The sequence below is a fragment of the Pseudomonas sp. TE3-3-F2023 genome, assembly GCF_036784815.1.
Classification (GTDB): Bacteria; Pseudomonadota; Gammaproteobacteria; order Pseudomonadales; family Pseudomonadaceae; genus Aquipseudomonas; species Aquipseudomonas pudica.
In genome coordinates, this window is the sequence record NZ_CP145113.1 from 3,771,202 (window position 1) to 3,790,377 (window position 19,176).

22 protein-coding genes are annotated in these 19,176 nt (G+C 63.5%); 12 read left to right on the forward strand and 10 right to left on the reverse strand.

The features are described from left to right. Positions 1–18: 18 nt before the first annotated feature. Positions 19–1,008, reverse strand: a complete 990-nt coding sequence (locus V3314_RS16990) for a bile acid:sodium symporter family protein (RefSeq protein WP_046616608.1) — start codon at positions 1,006–1,008, stop codon at positions 19–21. A gap of 119 nt (positions 1,009–1,127) precedes the next feature. On the opposite strand from V3314_RS16990, the gene ampC reads away from it, so the two are divergent. Together ampC and V3314_RS17000 are read left to right on the forward strand one after the other, a co-directional pair. Then, entirely contained in the window at positions 1,128–2,270 is a 1,143-nt protein-coding gene (gene ampC / locus V3314_RS16995; protein ID WP_338459339.1) for a class C beta-lactamase, read from the forward strand. 301 nt (positions 2,271–2,571) lie between these two features. Continuing rightward, entirely contained in the window at positions 2,572–2,904 is a 333-nt protein-coding gene (locus V3314_RS17000; RefSeq protein WP_003253895.1) for a hypothetical protein, read from the forward strand. 46 nt (positions 2,905–2,950) lie between these two features. On the opposite strand, the gene V3314_RS17005 is transcribed toward V3314_RS17000, so the two are convergent. From V3314_RS17005 to V3314_RS17030, 6 genes are all read right to left on the reverse strand, one after another. Continuing rightward, positions 2,951–3,262 (reverse strand): hypothetical protein, encoded by a 312-nt coding sequence (locus tag V3314_RS17005; protein ID WP_023663278.1) that lies wholly within the window; start codon positions 3,260–3,262, stop codon positions 2,951–2,953. 140 nt (positions 3,263–3,402) lie between these two features. Further along, positions 3,403–3,591: a hypothetical protein gene (locus V3314_RS17010; protein ID WP_003253897.1), complete on the reverse strand. Its 189-nt coding sequence runs from the start codon at positions 3,589–3,591 to the stop codon at positions 3,403–3,405. Between the two features lie 138 nt (positions 3,592–3,729). Next, entirely contained in the window at positions 3,730–4,050 is a 321-nt protein-coding gene (locus tag V3314_RS17015; protein WP_003258990.1) for a YbjQ family protein, read from the reverse strand. A 203-nt stretch (positions 4,051–4,253) separates the two neighbouring features. After that, positions 4,254–5,138, reverse strand: coding sequence for an EamA family transporter (locus tag V3314_RS17020; protein WP_046616610.1), 885 nt, complete (start codon positions 5,136–5,138; stop codon positions 4,254–4,256). A gap of 145 nt (positions 5,139–5,283) precedes the next feature. Next, positions 5,284–6,039 carry a class II aldolase/adducin family protein gene (locus tag V3314_RS17025; RefSeq protein WP_046616621.1) on the reverse strand — a complete coding sequence of 252 codons (756 nt, stop codon included), beginning with the start codon at positions 6,037–6,039 and terminating at the stop codon, positions 5,284–5,286. A 23-nt stretch (positions 6,040–6,062) separates the two neighbouring features. Next, positions 6,063–7,106, reverse strand: coding sequence for an ABC transporter substrate-binding protein (locus V3314_RS17030; RefSeq protein WP_322492932.1), 1,044 nt, complete (start codon positions 7,104–7,106; stop codon positions 6,063–6,065). A 176-nt stretch (positions 7,107–7,282) separates the two neighbouring features. Between V3314_RS17030 and V3314_RS17035 the strand changes: the two genes are divergently transcribed. From V3314_RS17035 to V3314_RS17045, 3 genes are all read left to right on the forward strand, one after another. Continuing rightward, complete coding sequence (locus V3314_RS17035; RefSeq protein WP_338459341.1) at positions 7,283–9,235, forward strand: FAD-dependent oxidoreductase; 1,953 nt, start codon at positions 7,283–7,285, stop codon at positions 9,233–9,235. A 40-nt stretch (positions 9,236–9,275) separates the two neighbouring features. Next, entirely contained in the window at positions 9,276–9,875 is a 600-nt protein-coding gene (locus V3314_RS17040) for a cupin domain-containing protein (protein ID WP_085598573.1), read from the forward strand. A gap of 69 nt (positions 9,876–9,944) precedes the next feature. Beyond that, the gene (locus V3314_RS17045; protein ID WP_322492934.1) at positions 9,945–11,147 is read left to right on the forward strand and encodes an FAD-dependent oxidoreductase; all 1,203 of its coding nucleotides are present in this window, start codon (positions 9,945–9,947) and stop codon (positions 11,145–11,147) included. Positions 11,148–11,225: 78 nt separating this feature from the next. Here the strand turns inward: V3314_RS17045 and V3314_RS17050 are convergent, their stop codons facing one another. Then, positions 11,226–11,837 (reverse strand): FMN-dependent NADH-azoreductase, encoded by a 612-nt coding sequence (locus V3314_RS17050; protein WP_046616615.1) that lies wholly within the window; start codon positions 11,835–11,837, stop codon positions 11,226–11,228. Between the two features lie 133 nt (positions 11,838–11,970). On the opposite strand from V3314_RS17050, the gene V3314_RS17055 reads away from it, so the two are divergent. Continuing rightward, positions 11,971–12,873 carry a LysR substrate-binding domain-containing protein gene (locus V3314_RS17055; protein ID WP_046616616.1) on the forward strand — a complete coding sequence of 301 codons (903 nt, stop codon included), beginning with the start codon at positions 11,971–11,973 and terminating at the stop codon, positions 12,871–12,873. After that, on the forward strand, positions 12,866–13,225 hold the full coding sequence (locus V3314_RS17060) for an MmcQ/YjbR family DNA-binding protein (RefSeq protein ID WP_046616617.1): 360 nt from the start codon (positions 12,866–12,868) through the stop codon (positions 13,223–13,225). The genes V3314_RS17055 and V3314_RS17060 overlap by 8 nt, the downstream gene beginning before the upstream one ends. A gap of 120 nt (positions 13,226–13,345) precedes the next feature. Here V3314_RS17060 and V3314_RS17065 read toward each other — a convergent pair whose 3' ends face one another. Then, a complete protein-coding gene (locus V3314_RS17065) occupies positions 13,346–13,759 on the reverse strand; it encodes a DUF1294 domain-containing protein (protein ID WP_046616618.1) in 414 nt (137 codons plus the stop codon). Next, positions 13,752–14,582: an undecaprenyl-diphosphate phosphatase gene (locus tag V3314_RS17070; protein ID WP_338459342.1), complete on the reverse strand. Its 831-nt coding sequence runs from the start codon at positions 14,580–14,582 to the stop codon at positions 13,752–13,754. The genes V3314_RS17065 and V3314_RS17070 overlap by 8 nt, the downstream gene beginning before the upstream one ends. A gap of 299 nt (positions 14,583–14,881) precedes the next feature. On the opposite strand from V3314_RS17070, the gene mcpP reads away from it, so the two are divergent. The 5 genes from mcpP (at position 14,882) to V3314_RS17095 (ending at position 19,156) form a co-directional block, all read left to right on the forward strand. Beyond that, positions 14,882–16,516 carry a methyl-accepting chemotaxis protein McpP gene (gene mcpP, locus V3314_RS17075; RefSeq protein ID WP_338459343.1) on the forward strand — a complete coding sequence of 545 codons (1,635 nt, stop codon included), beginning with the start codon at positions 14,882–14,884 and terminating at the stop codon, positions 16,514–16,516. Positions 16,517–16,710: 194 nt separating this feature from the next. Continuing rightward, on the forward strand, positions 16,711–17,277 hold the full coding sequence (pnuC, locus tag V3314_RS17080) for a nicotinamide riboside transporter PnuC (RefSeq protein ID WP_046616873.1): 567 nt from the start codon (positions 16,711–16,713) through the stop codon (positions 17,275–17,277). Further along, positions 17,274–17,843, forward strand: a complete 570-nt coding sequence (locus V3314_RS17085) for an AAA family ATPase (RefSeq protein ID WP_046616874.1) — start codon at positions 17,274–17,276, stop codon at positions 17,841–17,843. The genes pnuC and V3314_RS17085 overlap by 4 nt, the downstream gene beginning before the upstream one ends. A gap of 298 nt (positions 17,844–18,141) precedes the next feature. Further along, positions 18,142–18,576 (forward strand): hypothetical protein, encoded by a 435-nt coding sequence (locus V3314_RS17090; protein WP_046616875.1) that lies wholly within the window; start codon positions 18,142–18,144, stop codon positions 18,574–18,576. A gap of 1 nt (position 18,577) precedes the next feature. After that, entirely contained in the window at positions 18,578–19,156 is a 579-nt protein-coding gene (locus V3314_RS17095) for an adhesin (protein WP_338459345.1), read from the forward strand. Positions 19,157–19,176: the final 20 nt, after the last annotated feature.

A 19,176-nucleotide genomic window follows, 5' to 3' on the forward strand; every position in this document is an offset into this window, starting at 1 on the left:
GCCGGCGATAGGGCCCTGTCAGGATGCCGAAGCCTCCTCAGCCACCTGCCCACGGCTGGCATAACGCTGCGCCAGCACCGCACAGACCATCAGCTGGATCTGGTGGAACAGCATCAGCGGCAGGATCATCGCGCCTATGCCACTGCCGACGAACAGCACCTGCGCCATTGGCACGCCGGTAGCCAGGCTCTTCTTCGAACCGGCGAACAGGATGGTAATGCGGTCCTCCAGGTCAAAGCCCAACAGCTTGCCCAGCAACCGGGTACCGTACAGCACCACCGCCAGCAAAATCCCGCACACGGCAAACAAGCCGGCCAGGTGCTGCGGCGATACCGTGTGCCACAGCCCGGTCACCACCGCCTCGCTGAAAGCGGTGTAGACCACCAACAGGATCGAGCCCTGGTCCACCACCTTGAGCCAGCGCGCATTGCGCTTGACCCAGGCACCGATCCAACGCCTGGCAAACTGTCCGGCCACGAACGGCACCAGCAACTGTAGGGTGATCTTCAGCACCGCATCCAGGCCGGAACCGGTATCGCCGCTGGCCCCCAGCAACATCATCACCAGCAACGGCGTGAGGAAGATGCCCAACAGGCTGGATGCCGCCGCGCTGCAAATGGCCGCCGGCACGTTGCCACGCGCCAGCGAGGTGAAGGCGATGGCCGACTGCACGGTGGCCGGCAAGGCACACAGGTAGAGCACGCCTAGGTACAGCTCGTTGCCCACCAGTGGCACGAACAGTGGCTTGAACGCCAGGCCCAGCAGCGGAAACAGCACGAAGGTGCAGGAGAACACCAGCAAGTGCAGGCGCCAGTGCCCGGCACCGGCGATGATCGCCTCGCGCGACAGCTTGGCGCCGTGCAGGAAAAACAGCAGGCCGATGGCCAGGTTGGTCAGCCAGCCAAAGTACACCGCGCCGTCGCCCGAGCAAGGCAGTACGGTGGCAATCAGTACCACCCCGAGCAAGGCCAGGGTGAAATTGTCGAATAACATGCGCAAATACTTCATCACAGTTTCCGTCTTGTCATTGTGCAAGGGCAGACGATAAGGTCTTCGGTTTTTCGCCGCTAACGCCGGAACCCCCACCGGTGTCGCTCAACGGACACGCTCCAGCACAGGACCCGCTCATGCCCCTCTCCCGCCTGGCTGCACTTGCAGCCGCCATCACTCTCACCCTGGGCCACAGTGCCGCCCAGGCCGACGACCAGTTGCAGGCCAAGGTCGACCAGATCATCCGCCCGCTGATGCAGGAGCAAGGCATCACCGGCATGGCCGTGGCCATCTATGCTCGCGACCATGCGCACTACTTCAGCTATGGCGTGGCCAGCAAGGCCGACAATGTGCCGGTCAGCCGCGACACGCTGTTCGAGATCGGTTCGCTGAGCAAGACCTACACCGCCACGTTGGCCGCACTGGCCAGTGCTGAAGACAAGCTGAACCTTGATGCCCCGGCCAAGCGCTATCACCCGGCCCTTGCCGGTGCCCCCATCGGCGACGCAAGCGTGCTGGAGCTGGGCGCCTACAGTGCCGACTGCCTGCCATTGCAGTTCCCGGATGCGGTGCAGACGCCGCAGCAGGTGGTCGATTTCTTCCGTCACTGGCAACCCCGCGCCAAACCTGGCACCCAGCGCTGCTACTCGAACCCCAGCCTGGGTCTGTTCGGTGACTTGGCGGCCCGCGCGCAGCATCAGCCGTTTTCCACGTTGATGAGCGAAGGCCTGCTGAAACAGATGGGCCTGGAAAACACCTATCTGCAGGTACCGGCCAGCGCCCAGGGGCTGTATGCCCAAGGCTACGACAGTGCCGACAAGCCAGTGCGGGTCGGCCCCGGCCCTTACGCCGACGAAGCCTACGGCATAAAGACCAGCGCCAGCGACCTGCTGCGCTATGTGCGCCTGCACATGCAGCCGGAGGAATTGCCACCGGCGCTGGCGCAAGCCACTGCCATTACCCAGCGGGGCTACTTCCAGGTCGGCACCATGACCCAGGGCCTGGGCTGGGAGCGCTATCCCTACCCGGTCACGTTGGCCACACTGGTAGACGGCAATGGCCCGCAGCTTGTCCGTGAACCGCAGGCAACCAAGCGCTTGCAACCAGCGCTGCCGCCGCTGCCGGCAGCCTGGTACAACAAGACCGGCTCGACCAATGGTTTCGGCGCCTACGCCGCGTTCGTGCCCGCCGAACAGCTGGCCGTAGTGTTGCTGGCCAATCGAAATTACCCGAACGAAGCCCGGGTGCGCGCGGCCTTCGACATTCTGTCCGGGCTGTAGTACGGGCAGCGATTGTCGAACAAAACGACACGATGTAGTGAATAAAAATATTCACTACAAAATGGTTGACGCCGTTCATCGCCCTTGGGCATGATGAAGCCGTCTCCCCGATCGGGAGCGGTGGCAAGGGTGTTCCAGACGGCCTGCGCGGTAACGCAGGCCGTCCGTGGAGAGGGAAACTGTCCAAAAGGCAGCGTGAGAAAGCCCCTGTTGCGATGCTGCTGTAGCAGCCTTGGTAGTGCGCTACACCGTGGTAGCGCCAACTGTGAAAAATCACCTACGAATGGGTAATGGGGGCTTTATGATGAACTTGAACAACAATCCGACTATCGACCAATTGGCCCAGCTGTTCGCCGTACGCAAGGACAGCCTTGACGACCATCTGCTGTGGGTCAGCCAGACCGGTGAAGTGCGCCTCGATCGCCTGCCACCGAACACCGTCGAAGATGAATTCGAAGAGCACCTGCCCAGCATGCGTGCCCGCTTCAAGGTCTACCGCCGTGGCCAGGGCTACGTCGGCAAGAAGGCCGCCGCCGACACCGAGTTCGTTGGCCGCGTCCTGCAGACCCTGCAACAAGAATGGCCCGCTGCCCGTGAGCAGCAGGCAGTCAAGGTGATCGAACCGCTCAATTGAGGGTTCCCACCTTTACCTGAGCCCGGCCCGCATAGGCCGGGCTTTTTCATGCCTGGCGCCGCTGGCTGCGCGGCTCTGGCAGCGGCAAGGCGCCGGTTGCCATCGCCCGGGCGCGGTCGACACCCCATACCAGGGCGCGGGTCATGGTCTCGCCTGGCCGTGCGGGGTAATACTCCTCCAGCAATGCTCGCCCATCCCCGGCATACAGCCCCAGGAACAACTGAGTCGCCCCCAGGCGCGACAAGCGCACCTGCACGTCCAGCGTGGTGCCGTCACTGAGCGCTTCGTCGTGGCACCGGCTGTGCAGCTGGGCGTCAGCCCATTGCCAATAGGTCTCTTCCCTGACTCGCATGAGCATTCAATCCTCCGTTGCTGGAATGCCGCGCAAGAAAACCACAGCCTTGGCCATCCTGCGAGCGCTACCCGGCAATGCCATGAGGCGGATCAAGAAATGGCAATAAAAACCCCGCCATTCGGCGGGGTTGTCCTGGAGCGGGATCACTTCTTCAGCGGAACCCGCGGCATGAAGCGGCCTTTTTTGCTGCGCTGCAGGTGTGCAGGCTGGAGCTGTTCGGAATCATCCAGCGTCATGTGGGCGAAGCCCAGGCGGAATGCCGCCTGGCCGCAACGCACCTGGCTGTTGATCGGGAACGCGTCGTTCAGGTCTTCGAAAAAGGATTCGCTCATGCCCTGTCTCCCTCCAGTGGCGGACGCGCCGGCAACCAGAACAGTTGCTCAACCAAACGCGACCTGTGAAAGTGAGACTAGCTGGTCATTTGCGGACCGCCCGGGCCGAAGCCCTGGACCCGACCAGCGGCAGACGCTCTACTTCAGGCGCACCGCTGTACCAGTAGCAAATACCACGACCATGCCACCCTGTACCGACGGCATGCTGATCTCGAAATCCACCCCCACTACCGCATCGGCTTGCAACTGGCGTGCCCGCGCCTTCAATTCTTCGGTGGCTTGTTCCCGGGCTTCTCGCAGTGCGCTTTCCAGCGTTTGCGAACGGCCGCCGAAGAAGTCGCGAAAACGTGCAAAGAAATCGCGCACGAAGTTGATGCCCTGCACCGATTCGGAACTGACCACGCCCAGGTATTCGGCAATCGGGCGGCCTTCGAGTTGGCTGGTGGTGGAAATGATCATGGGGTGCACTCCATTGGCCTGGCAAAAGAGGCCGATTCTAACAGAGGGCAATTCCACTCGCAGATATGCCGCCCCCACAGCGGTAGGAGGATCGCTTGCAAATTCAGTTATCTGTGCGACTGCGCAGCCCAAAGGGCTGGGCAATCTCCCACAGGAATTGCGCTGGCTTGCGATTTTCAGTCGGGCAGTGGTTGAAGGGTCGACTACACGCTGACCGCGCGTAGCCGTTGGCCAATGCGGGCACCGAACACGTTCACCAACAACCCTGCCATCACCAGCAATGCGCCCCACCCCTGGGTCGCAGTCAAACGCTCACCCAGCAACAACGCCGACGAACTCAGGCCAATCACAGGCACCAGCAGCGAGAACGGCGCCACCTTGCCGGCCGGGTGGCGCGAGAGCAGCTTGCTCCACAGGCTGTAGCCGAGCATGGTGGCGACAAACGCCAGGTAAGCCAGGGCCAATACCGAACTCCATCCGATATTGGCAAGGGCATGGCCAATACGCTCCGGCCCCTCCAGCCACCAGGACAGCGCCAGAAACGGCAGTGGCGGAATCAACCCGCCCCAGATCACCAGCGCCACCAGGTCAACCGAGCCAAAGCGCCGGGTAATGATGTTGCCCATGCCCCACATGGCGCCGGCACACAGGGTCAGCACCAGCGCCAGCACTGGTACATGGCCGCCGTCTTCGCTGCCGATAAGCGCCAGGCCGCTGGCAGCCACCAGCAGCCCCAGCACGCTGGCCAGGCGCAGCCGCTCGCCGAGGAACAGCGCGGCAAAGCCGAGGGTGAAGAACGCCTGCGACTGCAGGATCAGCGAGGCCAGCCCTGGCGGCATGCCGCTGTACATGGCCTGGAACAGGAACGCGAACTGGCCCAACGAAATGGTTGCGCCGTAGGCGATCAGCCAGCGCCACGGCAGCTTGGGCCGCTTCACCAGCAGAATCGCAGGGAACGCCACCAACAAGAAGCGCAATGCCCCCAGCAACATCGGCGGCAAGCCATCGAGGCCAACCTTGATGACCACGAAGTTGACTCCCCAGGCGACAATCACCACCAGGGCGATGAGCAGGTCCTTGAGCGGCATTGCGACATCCTTCTTCAGGCTTTCTAGACATATTTCGTTACAGCATAAGGCTATTCCTTTGGCAGGGACCAGCACAGTTGCGGTCAAGAGCTGCGCAACAGTGACTGTTATCGTGGCAAGGTCGACACGACGTTGCAGGAACGCGTCAGTTCCGATAACCAGGCGCCACCCTTTCCAGCATCCGCAGCAGTGCCGCCCACGCCAGCTGCAATGCATCCGGATCCGCCAGCTCGCCCTGCTTCAACCCCCGCCCAGGTTCATTGAACTGCCGCTCGGTATGCGCGCACACTTGAGGCGACGGCAGAATCACCTGCCCGGCACTCTGTGCCGCCAACTGGATCTCGCAGGCCTTCTCCAGGTAGTACATGCGCAGGAATGCTTCGGCCACGCTGCGCCCGGTGGTCAGCAGGCCATGGTTACGCAGGATCATCACCGGCTTGTCGCCAAGGTCGGCTACCAGCCGCCGCTGCTCATCCATGTCCAGCGCAATCCCTTCATAGGCGTGGTACGCCACCTTGCCGTAAAACTCCATGGACATCTGGTTGAGCGGCAGCAGCCCGCATTCCAGCGCCGCCACCGCACAACCTGCCCGGGTGTGGGTATGCAGCACGCAACGGGCATCTTCGCGGGCAGCATGGATGGCGCTGTGGATGACGAAACCGGCCGGGTTGACCGGGTGCGGCGTCGGTTCGATCGGCCGGCCTTGCAGGTCGATCTTCACCAGGCTGGAGGCCGTGACCTCATCGAAGAGCAGGCCGTACGGGTTGATCAGGAAGTGGTGCTCCGGCCCCGGCAGGCGCAGGGAAATATGGGTGAAGATCAGGTCGCTCATGCGGAAATGGGCGATCAGCCGATAGCAGGCGGCCAGCTCGTGGCGCAGGCTTTGTTCCGTTGCGATCATCATCGTTATTCCTTTGCAGAACGCTATTTGCTGGCCCACGCATTGAAGCGCTGTTCCAGCTCTTCGCCATGGTCCACCCAGAATTCCACATTCATCGCCAACGCCCCCTGCAGGTTCTGCGGCGAAGTCGGTACCCAACTGGCCAGCGCCGGGTCGAGCTTAGCTGCCGCCTGGATGTTGGTAGGCCCGTAGGGAATCTGCTGCACATAACGCACCTGGGTATCCGGCTGGTTGGCGTAGGCGATCAGCCGCTTGGCCTGGTCGACATGCCGCGAGCCCTTGATGATCGCCCAGTAATCCATGCCATACAGGCTGCCAGGCCACACCACCGCCAGCGGGCTGCCCTGCTGGGCCGCAACGGCGATGCGCCCGCTGTAGGTCGAAGTCATCACCACGTCACCCGCCGCCAGCCACTGGGCGGGCTGGGCGCCGGCGTCCCACCACTGGATATGCGGCTTGAGTTCGCTGAGTTTGGCAAAGGCACGCTCGACCCCGGCCGGAGTGGCCAGCACCTGGTACACATCCTCGACCTTGACGCCGTCGGCCATCAGGGCGAACTCCAGGTTGTACACCGCACGCTTGCGCAGGCCGCGCTTGCCCGGGTACTTGCTCACATCCCAGAAGTCAGCCCACGATGCAGGCGCCTGGGCCAGTTTGCTGCGGTCATAGGCAATGGCCACGCTCCATACCAGCGCGGCCGAGCCGCAGGCTTGTGCGGCGTCGGCAATCAGTTCATCCGCATGGCCCATGCGCTGCCAGTCCAACTGCTCGTAGATGCCCTCGTCGCAGCCACGCATCAGGTCAGGCCCTTCGATCTGCACCACATCCCAGTCGACATTGCCGGTGTCGGCCATGACCTGGATCCGTGCCATTTCGCCGTTGTACTCACTCTGGATCAGCTTGCTGCCATCCTGGGCACTGAACGGTTTGAAGATCGCCTCGTCCTGGGCTTTCTGGCCGGCCCCACCATAGCCGACCACGACCATCTGTGGTGCCGCTTGGGCACTGCCCAAGCCCATGGCCAGCAACGCTGCGCAAAAGCTGCTTACACGTGGGAATACCTGCATCGTAGTTGCCTCCTGCCGGTGCCCGAGGGGCCCGTTTTCTTGTTGTTGTGAGGTCACGCCCTCGCCATGAGGGTGAGAAAAACCTAGTCGCCGACCAGTAAAAAAACAAGTTGATTTTTTACTGACGCTACACTTTCATAACAAAACAAGAACAACACCGCACCGGAGCCGCCTGTATGCAGACCGCCTTCCCTCACCTGTTCGAAGCCTTGCAGATACGCGGCAAACGCCTGAAGAACCGCATCATGTTCACCGGCCACGACACCTGCCTGCCGACCGACAACCTGGTCAACGACAAGCTCATCGCCTACCAGCGCGCCCGCGCCGCCGGTGGCGTCGGCCTGATCGTGCTGCAAGTGGCAGGGGTGCATGACAGCGCCCGCTATACCTCCCATGTGCTTATGGCCACCGACGACGCCTGCATCGACGGCTACCGCCAGCTTGCCGAGGCCTGCCATGAACATGGCACGGTGGTACTGTCGCAACTGTTCCACCCCGGGCGGGAGATCATGGAGTCGGCGGACGGCTTGCTGGCGGTGGCCTACTCGGCGTCCGCTGTGCCCAATGAACGCTTCCGTGTGATGCCGCGTGCGCTGGACCAGGCGATGATCGACGAGATCGTCCAGGGCTATGCCAGCGCTGCCCGCCGCCTGCACCAGGCCGGGCTGGATGGCGTTGAAGTGGTGGCCAGCCATGGCTACCTGCCTGCGCAGTTCCTCAACCCCCGGGTGAACCAGCGCACGGATGGCTACAACGGTGAGCTCGAACAGCGCCTGCGGTTCCTGCGCGAAGTGCTGGCCGCCGTACGCGCGGCCACCGACGAGCAGTTCATCATCGGCCTGCGCATCAGTGCCGACGAGCGCGACAGCCAGGGGTTGAGCGAGGACGAATCGCTGGCTGCAGCGGTTGCCTTGCAGGGCCAGCTCGATTACCTGCACATCGTTGCCGGCACGTCGGCATCGCTGGGCGGTGCCGTGCATATCGTGCCGCCCATGGCCATTCAACCGGCCTACCTGGCCCGGGAGGCCGGCACCTTCAAGCAGCACCTGGGCATCCCGCTGTTCGTCACCGGGCGTATCAACCAGCCCCAGGAAGCTGAACTGATCCTGGCCCGTGGCCAGGCCGATGTCTGCGGCATGACCCGCGCGCTGATCTGCGACCCACAAATGCCGAACAAGACCGAGCATGGCCAGGTCGAGGAGGTAAGAGCCTGTATCGCCTGCAACCAGGCATGCATCGGCCATTTCCACCGAGGCCTGCCCATTTCCTGCATCCAGCGGCCGGAAACCGGCCGCGAGTTGCAGTACGGGCAGTTGACCCCCGCCGCCCGCCCCAAGCGCATACTCGTGGCCGGTGGCGGGCCCGCCGGCATGAAAGCCGCCGCAGTAGCCGCTGCGCGCGGGCATCAGGTCACGCTGTACGAGGCTGGCCCGCAGCTCGGCGGCCAGGTGCTGCTGGCCCAGTTGCTGCCACGGCGCAGCGAGTTCGGTGGCGCCAGCACCAACCTGCAGCGGGAAATGGCCCTGGCGGGCGTGGAAGTGGTACGCAACACCCGGGTCGACCGCGCACTGGTCGAACGAGAACGCCCCGACCTGGTGATAGCGGCCACCGGTGCCACCCCCTACTGGCCCGCCTTCGAGCGTACCGGTGAGCTTCAGGTGGTGGATGCCTGGCAAGTACTGCGCAATGAAGCAAAACCGGGGCGCTCGGTGCTGGTGATCGACTGGCGCTGCGACTGGATCGGCCCAGGCATCGCCGAACGCCTGGTACGCGAAGGCCATCAGGTTCAGCTGGCCGTCAATGGCACCCATTGCGGCGAAAGCCTGCCGCTGTACGTGCGCGACCAGCTGGCCGGCGAGCTGCATCGCCTGGGTATTCCCGTCACACCTTATGCCCGCCTGTATGGCAGCGACGACAACACGGTGTACCTGCAGCACACCGCCAGCGGCGAACCAATGATCTTCGAAGGCATCGATACCCTGGTACTGTGCCTGGGCCATCAACCGGAAGACCGCCTGGCCACGGAGCTGGCCGGCCTGGTGGAGGTTCACCGCATTGGCGACTGCCTGGCGCCGCGTACCGCCGAAGAAGCGATTCACGATGGCCTGACGGTTGCCTGGGCGCTCTGAGGCTGTACATACTGCGGCTTTTCACGATGGACCGACATGCATGAGCCAACTCCCCCAGCCCCCCGCCAGCGCAGCCGGGGGCGCCGCGCCGCAGTTTCTCGGCAGCCGCATTCGCGGCCTGCGCAAGCGCCGCGGCATGACCCTGGCGGAGCTTGCCACGCACAGTGAACTGACCGCTGGCTACATCAGCCAGCTGGAGCGCAACCTCTCCTATCCATCGATTCCGGCGCTGTTCAACATCGCCCGCAGCCTGGGGGTGACCATCCAGTGGTTCTTCGCCAGCGAAGCCACCACTGCGCCCGAGGACCAGGGCTATGTGGTAAGGCGCAACAGCCGCCTGAGCGTGCATTACGAAGATGGTATCGTCGATCAACTGCTCACGCCCCAGCCCAACCGCCAGCTCGAGATCCTGCATTCGCGCTTTCCTCCGGGCAGCTACAGCCAGCAGAGCTACAGCCACGACGGTGAAGAGGCCGGCTACATCCTCAGCGGCAGCTTCGAGCTATGGGTAGGCGAGCGGCATTTCCAGCTGGGTGAAGGGGACAGCTTCAGCTTCTCGAGCCAGGAACCGCACCGCTATGGCAACCCCGGTGAGGTGGATGCCGTGGTGATCTGGGTGATCACCCCGCCAACATTCTGAAGCCTGCTCGCTCCCCAGCATCCTCCAACAGGGCCTACCTTGTTAACCGAACTTCAGAGGAGCACAACCATGAAGCAGATCCTTATCATTGGCGCGGGCTTTGCCGGCCTGTGGAGCGCGCTCAGCGCCGCCCGCCAGCTTGACCTCCATGGCCGCAAGGATGTCGAGATCACCTTGCTAGCCCCCCAGGCCGAGCTGCATGTGCGCCCACGCTTCTACGAACCCGACGTTCATGCCATGGCCGCGCCATTGCAAGAGCTGTTCGATGCCGTCAACGTCCGCTTCGTGCAGGGCACGGCCTTCCACATCGATGAAGCGGCCCACCGCGTCAGCTACCGCACCCGCAGCGGCACCCAGTGCGCCCTGCCCTACGACCGCCTGATCATGGCCTGCGGCAGCGTGCTCAACCGGCCCGACATGGTCGGCATCGAGCATGTGTTCGATGTCGACAAGCTCGACAGCGCCGCGCGCCTGGAAACCCACCTGAAGTCACTGGCCAACCTGCCCGACACGCCGGCGCGCAATACCGTGGTGGTGGCCGGTGGGGGCTTTACCGGCATCGAGACCGCCACCGAGCTGCCGGCCCGTCTGCGAGAAATCCTCGGCGAGGACGCGGCGTTGCGCGTGGTGGTGGTCGACCGTGGGGTGAGAATTGGCGCGGCCCTGGGTGAAGGCATCCGCCCCGCCATCGAGGAGGCCTCCAAGGCCTTGGGCGTGGAATGGATCTGTGGCGCCACGGTAGCCTCGGTCGACCCTGCCGGCGTGCTGCTGGACAACGGCCAGCGCATCGACGCCAGCACAGTGATCTGGACCGTGGGCTTCAAGGCCAACCCGCTCACCGAACAGATCAGTGGCGAGCGCGACCGCCAGGGCCGTTTGCATGTCGATGGCAATCTCAAGGTGACAGGCAATGATGCCGTGTACGCAGCGGGTGATGTGGCCTATGCGGCCTGCGACGAGGTTGGCAATTACGCGGTGATGTCCTGCCAGCATGCGATTCCGCTGGGGCGTCATGCGGGCAACAATGCGGCAGCCGAGCTGATTGGTGTGGCACCAAAGACCTACAGCCAGCCCAAGTACGTGACCTGTCTGGACCTTGGGGCCTGGGGGGCAGTGTATACCGAAGGGTGGGAGCGCACGGTGTCGCCGCCGGAAGACAAGGCCGAGGCCAAGGCGTTGAAGGCGCAGATCAATACGGTGTGGATCTATCCGCCGGCGGCCGAACGTGCTGCGGCGCTGGCAGCGGCTGACCCGGCTATTCCAGTGGCCTGACACCAGGCCGATGCGATCATTGCAGGGGCGGCCCATCGCGACACAAGGCCGCCCCTGCATTCGATCGAGTACCTTCGATCAGGCAGCAGCAAACAGCTCGTTGGCAATCTGCGCCTGGGCAGCATCGATCGCCTGGCTGCGCTGCTCGGGGCCATAGGCCAGGCCATGGGCACGGACGATTTCCAGGTCGGTGACACCGATGAAGCCCAGGAACACCTTGAGGAAGTCTTCATGCCCGGCGCCAGTCGGCTGGCCAGCGTGCAGGCCACCGGCGGTGGACACCAGCACTACCTTCTTGTTGCCGCACAGGCCTTCCGGGCCGGCTTCGGTGTAGCGGAACGTCTTGCCGGCGACGGCAACGCGGTCGATCCAGGCCTTGAGCTGGGTCGGCACGGTGAAGTTGTACATCGGCGCACCAATCACCACGGCATCGGCAGCCAGGAACTCTTCCAGGGTTTCCGCGCTCAGCTTGGCTTCGAAGGCCTGGGCTGCGTCGCGCATGTCTTCCGGGGTGCCAGCTGCTACCAGGGTCGCCGCGGAGAAGTGGGCGATGGCGTCAGCGGCCAGGTCGCGGTACACCACTTCCACGCTCGGGTCTGCGGCTTTCCAGGCTTCGACCACTTCGCGGCTCAGTTGGCGGGAGGCGGAATTGTCGCCCAGGATGCTCGAATCGATATGCAACAGTTTCATGGGACTCTCCTGTGAATGAAGACCGCGGCGTTGGGCGATCACGATGGGGAGAATCCTACCGACATCAACAATGGCTGATAAGGCAGCAAAAATGCGTTAGTTTGTCCTACAGGTGGAACAATGAGACATTCCCATGCAAGACCTCAACGACCTTTTCTACTTCGCCCGCGTGGTCGAAGCCGGGGGTTTCGCCGCAGCCGGCCGCCAGTTGGGCATTCCCAAGTCGCGCCTGTCGCGGCGTATCGCCGAGCTTGAAGAACGCCTGGGCACGCGCCTGCTGCAACGTACTACACGGCAACTGAAGCTCACCGCAGTGGGCGAGCGCTACCTGCACCACTGCCAGGCCATGCTGCTTGAAGCCGAAGCCGCCGACGAGGCCGTGGCCAGCATGAGCAGCGAACCACGCGGGCGCTTGCGGGTTTCCTGCCCGGTGGCATTGGCCCATGCGTTCCTGCCGGATGTGATCAGCCGCTTTCTCGCGCAGTACCCCCAGGTGCAACTGGACATGGTACTGCTCAACCGCCGGGTCGACCTGATTTCCGAAGGTATCGACGTAGCCCTGCGCGTACGTGACCTGGGCGACGAAGACCCGGCGCTGGTCACCCGCCGCCTGCGCCAGGCGCAGATGCAGCTGGTTGCAGCGCCAGGCTTCGCCGATCACATCCGCGAACCAGGCCAACTGGCGTCATTGCCGGTGCTGGGCGCTGCCGAGGCGGACCGGTTGGTACACTTCCGCCTGTTCGGCCCCCACGGCAAACAGCAGGAAATCGCCCTGGAACCGCGCCTTGCCATCGATGATTTCGTAGTACGTAATGCCGCTGTACGGGCAGGCCTTGGCTTTACCGCGCTGCCCAGCATGTTCTGTGAAGAAGAACTGGCGCGCGGCGAACTGGTGCGCCTGCTGCCGGACTGGTCGCTGCCGGGTGGATACCTGCAGGCGGTATACCCGCACCGCCGCGGCTTGCTGCCTGCGGTACGGGTATGGATCGACCACCTGGCGGCGTCGTTCGAGGCCTGTGGAGAAAAATATGTCTGAGCGGAACATGAGCGAAGCCCAGGTGGCAGCGTTCTGCCTGAGCCTGCCGGGCGCACGGGAAGACTACAAATGGGGCGGCATCCGGGTGTTCTCGGTGGCGGGCAACAAGATGTTCGCGGTGCTCGACCTGGCGGGGGCGGGGTTGTCGTTCAAGGTGGCCGACGAGCTGTTTCTCGGCTACTGCGACCGCCCGGGGGTGCGGCCTGCGCCGTACCTGGCGCGGGCGCGGTGGATCAGCATGGCTTCGCCCTACCCCATGGGGCGTGAGGAGCTGTGTGACCTGTTGCAGCGCTCGCACCAGCTGGTGGTGCGGCGGTTGCCAAAGCGGTTGCAGGTGGGGTTGGTAACCTAGCTAGCCTGTGCCGGCCTCTTCGCGGGCCCGCCCGCTCCCACAGGGTTTTCACTGCCCTCAAGACCAGTGGAATACCTGTGGGAGCGGGCAAGCCCGCGAAGAGGCCGGCACAGTCACATATCAACTGAAGGGCAGATACCGCCCGCCAAGAAACAGCCAGTCCGCCCAGAACACCTGATGCACCAACACAATCCCCCAGAACACCAGCTGGTACGACAGCTTGCGCGTCTTGTGCCGATACAGCTGCTGCGCCAACAGCGCCCCCGGCCAGCCGCCGAGCAGCTCACTGGCATGCAGCACCTTCTCGGGCGTACGCCAGGCCTGGGTACGCGCCTGCTGTTTGTCCTGCCAGTACAGCAACAGGCTGATCAGGCTCATTGCCGGGTACAGTGCCAGCGGCCACCAGGCCTGGTCGACCCAGGCCATGCGCGCCGCGCCCAGGCCCGGCAGCAGGCACAGCAGGCCCAACAGCACCAGTTTCAGGCGCACATTGCGTACGCCCTCCCCCCTTTGCCTACGTGCCACCTCAGCCATGAGCCGTCGCCCAGTCAACCCAGCCGAACTGCCAGGTCGCCAGAATCAGCAGACCAAAGGCAATGCGATACCAGGCGAACACCGCGTAGCTGTGGTTGGCAATGAACTTGAGCAGCCCGCGCACGGCAATCATGGCAAAGATGAACGAGGTCACGAAGCCGATGGCAAATACCGGCAGGTCGCCGGGCTGGAACAGGTCGCGGTACTTGTAGCCCGAATACACCGCCGCGCCGACCATGGTCGGCATCGCCAGGAAGAACGAGAACTCGGTCGCCGCCTTGCGCGACAGGCCGAACAGCAGGCCACCGATAATGGTCGAGCCGGAGCGCGAAGTGCCCGGGATCATCGCCAGGCACTGGATGAAGCCGATCTTCAGCGCGTGGCTCCAGCGCATGTCGTCCACATGGTCCACCTCCACACGGTGCTCGCGGTGCTCGGCCCAGAGCATGATCACCCCGCCCACCACCAGCGCAGCCGCCACGGTGACCGGGTTGAACAGGTATTCGTGAATCAGGTCGGCGAACAGCACGCCCAGCACCACTGCCGGCAGGAAGGCCAGCAACAGGTTACCGGTGAATCGCCGCGCCGTGGGCTGGCTGGTCAGGCCGAAGACCACGTCGAAGATCTTGCCGCGAAACTCCCACACCACCGCCAGGATCGCCGCCAGCTGAATGATGATGTTGAAAGCCATGGCCCGTTCGCCACCAAACCCGATCAGGTCGGCGACGATGATCTGGTGGCCGGTGCTGGAGATCGGCAGAAACTCCGTCAGCCCTTCGACCACACCTAAGATGATTGCCTGGAAGGCAGTCCAAAAATCCATCGTTCCCCCGATGAAGCGCTGCTCTTTGCAGGCCCCTTGTTCTTGATTTGCTTGAAGTTGCCGCACGCGGCCCGGCTGTTTTACAGCGACTGTTGGGCGCAATGCCAGTAGAAAAGTTCACGCCGCCTAAAGGTTTCATCTTGCGCGGCCGAAATCCTGACAGAGCGCCTTTGCAATCGCCTAGTACAACCTGCTGCAGACTATTGAATGAATAGCACTTAGCCATTAGTCGAGTGGGGACCTGGCGCAAAGCATGCTTGGATGGGCCTGAATAAAAAGAACAATACGGGAGCTGTGGTATGAAAACCCTGAGATCGATGTCTATCAGCCGCCGCCTGTGGCTGATCCTTCTGGTGGCGGTGGCCATGCTGGTGGTATTGGGCCTGCTGATGCTGCGTCAGATCCACGGTGACCTGTACCAGGCCAAAGCGGAAAAGACCCGCCACGTGGTGCAGACCGCAGCCGGTGTACTGGCCTATTACCAAGGCCTGGAGGCAGCCGGCACGCTCAGCCGAGAAGCGGCCCAGCAACAGGCACTGCAAGTGGTACGCGCGCTGCGCTACGACCAGAACGACTACTTCTGGATCAACGACCTGGGGCCGAAGATGATCATGCATCCGGCCAACCCCAAGCTCGACGGCCAGGACTTGTCAGCCATCCGCGACCCCGACGGCTTTGCCGTGTTCAACGAGATGGTCGCCCTGGCCCGGCAGCAGGAGGCCGGGCCGGTCAATTACCGCTGGCCCAAGCCTGGTGCCAGCGAGCCGGTGGCCAAGACCTCCTACATTCAACTGTTCAAGCCCTGGGGCTGGATCATTGGTTCAGGCGTGTATGTCGACGATGTGCAGGCCGAATTCACCCGCCAGTTGCGCGACGCCTCGCTGGTAGGCGTGGCCATTGCCCTGCTGATGGCGCTGGTGGTCATGCTGATTGCCCGCAGCATCGCCCGCCCGTTGCAGGAAGCGGTGCAGGCCATGGGCAACATCGCCAGCGGCGAAAGCGACCTGACCCGCCGCCTGGACACTCACGGCCGTGACGAAATCACCCACCTGGGCGAACACTTCAACCGCTTCAACGGCAAGCTGCAAGGCGTGGTCGGCCAGTTGCAAGGGGCGGCCCATGCCCTGGCTCGGTCCGCCGGGCATGTCGGCGACAATGCCGGTGCCGCGCAACAGCACAGCGCCCAGCAATCGCTGCAGATGGACCAGGTGGCCACCGCGGTCAACGAAGTGACCTACGCCGTGCAGGACGTGGCCAAGACTGCCGAACAGGCCGCTGGTGAAATGCGCACTGCGCAACAACAGGTGGCCCAAGGCCAGGAGGCCATTCACGGCAGCCTGGCACAGATCGACCGGCTGTCGCTGACCATCGACCAGGCCGTGCAGGTGATACGCGACCTGGCCGGGCACAGCACGCGCATCGGTGGTGTGCTGGACGTGATCCGCTCCATCGCCGAACAGACCAACCTGCTGGCGCTGAACGCAGCCATCGAGGCAGCGAGGGCCGGCGAGCAAGGCCGTGGCTTTGCCGTGGTCGCCGACGAGGTGCGCCTGCTGGCCCAGCGCACGGCGCAGTCGACGGCCGAGATCCATACCATGATCGAGCACCTGCAAAGTCAGTCGGACGCTGCGGTCAGGGCCATCGACACCAGCAGCGAGGCCTCGCGCCAGACTGTCGAGCAGGCCCGCGAGGCCGGTGCAAGCCTGGATGCCATCAACCAATCGCTGAACAACCTCACGGCGTTGAATGCCTCCATCGCCAGCGCCACCTTGCAGCAGTCGCACGTGGTAGAGGAGATCAACCGCAACGTGCTGGATACTGCCGGGTTGTCGCAGCAGACTGCCGATGCGGCGCGGCAGTCCAGCGATGCCGGGATGGCGCTGGGGCAGCTGAGCGAAGAGCTGGAGCAGTTGTTGCGGCAGTTCCGGGTATAAGTTTGAGAATACCGGGGGCGCTTCGCGCCCCTTTCGCGACACAAGGCCGCTCCTACAGACGATCGCGTCCCCCTGTAGGAGCGGCCTTGTGTCGCGATGGGCTGCAAAGCAGCCCCAAAGGCCCCACAGTCCTACACCTTCCCCGGCCGACCCGCTACAATCGCGCCCCTCCCCGTAGCCTCCAAGGATCGCCGATGTCCGGCCTTGAACTTATCGCCGCCGTACTCGGCGTCACCGCTGTCTGGCTCACGGTCAAGCAGAATGCCTGGTGCTGGCCCATCGGCCTGGTCATGGTGCTGATCTATGGCTGGCTGTTCTACGAGGTGAAGCTGTACTCGGGCATGCTGCTGCAACTGGCCTACGCCATCTTGCAGGTCTACGGCTGGTGGCAATGGAAGCGCCCGGGCCATGCTGAAGACGCCCGCCAGGTCTCTCGTCTGCAGCCCCCGGCATTGCTCGTCGGCCTGGCCGGTGGGGTACTGCTGAGCGCCACCCTTGGCGCAGCCATGGCCACCTGGACCGACGCCGCCCTGCCCTGGCTGGACGCGACCCTGACCGGCTTCAGCCTGGTGGCACAACTGTGGATGGCGCAGAAGCGCCTGCAGTGCTGGCCGCTGTGGGTAGTGGTCGATATCGTCTACGTGGGCCAGTACCTGCACCAGCAGCTGTACTTCACCGCAGGGTTCTTCGCCGTGCTTACCCTGATTGCCGTGCGCGGCTGGCTGGAATGGCGCCGTGACCCAGCGTTGGTGCAGCCATGAGCGCGGCGCAATCCATGAAAGTACTGGTGCTGTGCGGCCCGGAGTCCAGCGGCAAGAGCTGGCTCAGCGGCGTGATCCAGGCATATTTTGGCGGCGTGGTGGTTGGCGAATACGTGCGCCACTTCATCGACCAGGAATGCCGCGACACTTGCTATGCCGATATCCCCACCATCGCCCGCGGCCAGTTGGCGTGGGAGGACCGCGCACGCGAGCAGGCACCGTCGCTGCTGATTCTCGACACCAACCTGCTCAGCAACATGCTCTGGAGCCACGCTCTGTTCGGCGACTGCCCGGCCTGGCTGGAACAGGCGCTGCTGGCACGGCATTACCACTTGCACCTGCTGCTGAGCCCGCAAGGCGTGGATTGGGTCGCCGATGGCCAGCGCAGCCAGCCCGAACTGCGCGACCGCCAGCGCTTTTTCGACGACAGCCTGCACTGGCTGCAACGGCATGATCAGGCGTACAAGATAATTGAAGGCAATTGGCCGCAACGCCAGTTGCTGGCACTACAAACAGTGGCTAAGCTCGTTGGTGGCGATACGCCATCCTGCCCCACCGAGTGTTAACCCACTGACACACCCCCAAGGGGCGAAGCCCCTGAAAACATGGGCCCTCGCGGGGCCTTGAAAGTAGTGTCAAGGCGCTGAAACACTCCTGCAAAAACCCTTCCAATCAAGGCCGACACTGGCTTTGCCCGCACCGCCAGCGGCTGCCTGTTTCAACCCTGAGACAGAATACGCCGCAGCTTGTCATGGTACTCACCTTAACCTTTTGATCTGCAAACGCTTCTCAAAAGCGGCACACCTTCTGCTCCCTCGTTCACATCGCTGATCAAGGCCAGCGCTCATTGAAGGAGTTGCCGTCGTGAGGAAAACTGACAAACGCCTCTATTACCTGTTGCTGATGGGCTCTGTGCTGGGCTCGTTGAGCCTTACGGCCCAGGCCGACAACGGCATCATCGTGATAACCCGTGACGTGCAGACACGCAACGCCGTTGTCCCGCCGTTACGACCCGACCCCAACCCCACCACCGTCAATGCCAACCCTTCCGCGCACATCCTCAAGCAAACCAACGAACTGAGTGATGGCGACTTCGCCAACATCAGCAGCGGTGCTGGTATCAGCACCTTGATTACCCAGCAGACCAACAACCTGGGCGGCAACCTCAACAACCAGTCCCAACTGCCCAACCTGGCCGGTGGCCGCGGCACGGGCTCGGGCAATGGCATCTCGAACATGGTCAATTCGAGCGTACAGCGCGGCCTGGCACCGCTGCAGATCCTGACCGGAGGCAAGTGAGATGAAGCACACGCTGCTGATCCTGGTCACGCTGTGCAGTACATCGACCTTCGCGCAATCCCCGGTCCCCGTGATCAACAACGCCGACATCGACAGCTCGGGCAGCCGTTACCAGGGCAACCTGTCGGTCAACCAGGCGGCCGGTGACCAACAGCAACAGGCCAACGCGCGCGCCTTCGCGGTCGGGCCCGAGGCCAGCGCCACCACGCAGATTCGCCAGCGCCTGAACACCCCTGCAGCCCCCACAATGAACGCACGCTCGACCATACAGGGCGACGCCTTCAGCAACGGTAGCGGCGCACTGGGGGTCAACCAGAGCGCCGGCGCCAACACCCAGCAAGCCAACGCACTGAGCATCAGTATCGGTGCCCAGCCGCAAACCATCGACGACAGCGTCCTCATGCAACAGAACGTGGCGCTGCACAACAACTCCGGTCCGATTGACACTTCAACTGGCCATCGCCAAGTCACCACCAGTGACCAGGCCTTCACCGGTAGCCGTGGAGTGATTCAGTTGAACCAGAGTGCCGGGGTGGGAAACCGCATGGCCAACACCCTGAGCATCCGGGTCGCGGATTGACCCTTCCAGTCAAGAACGAC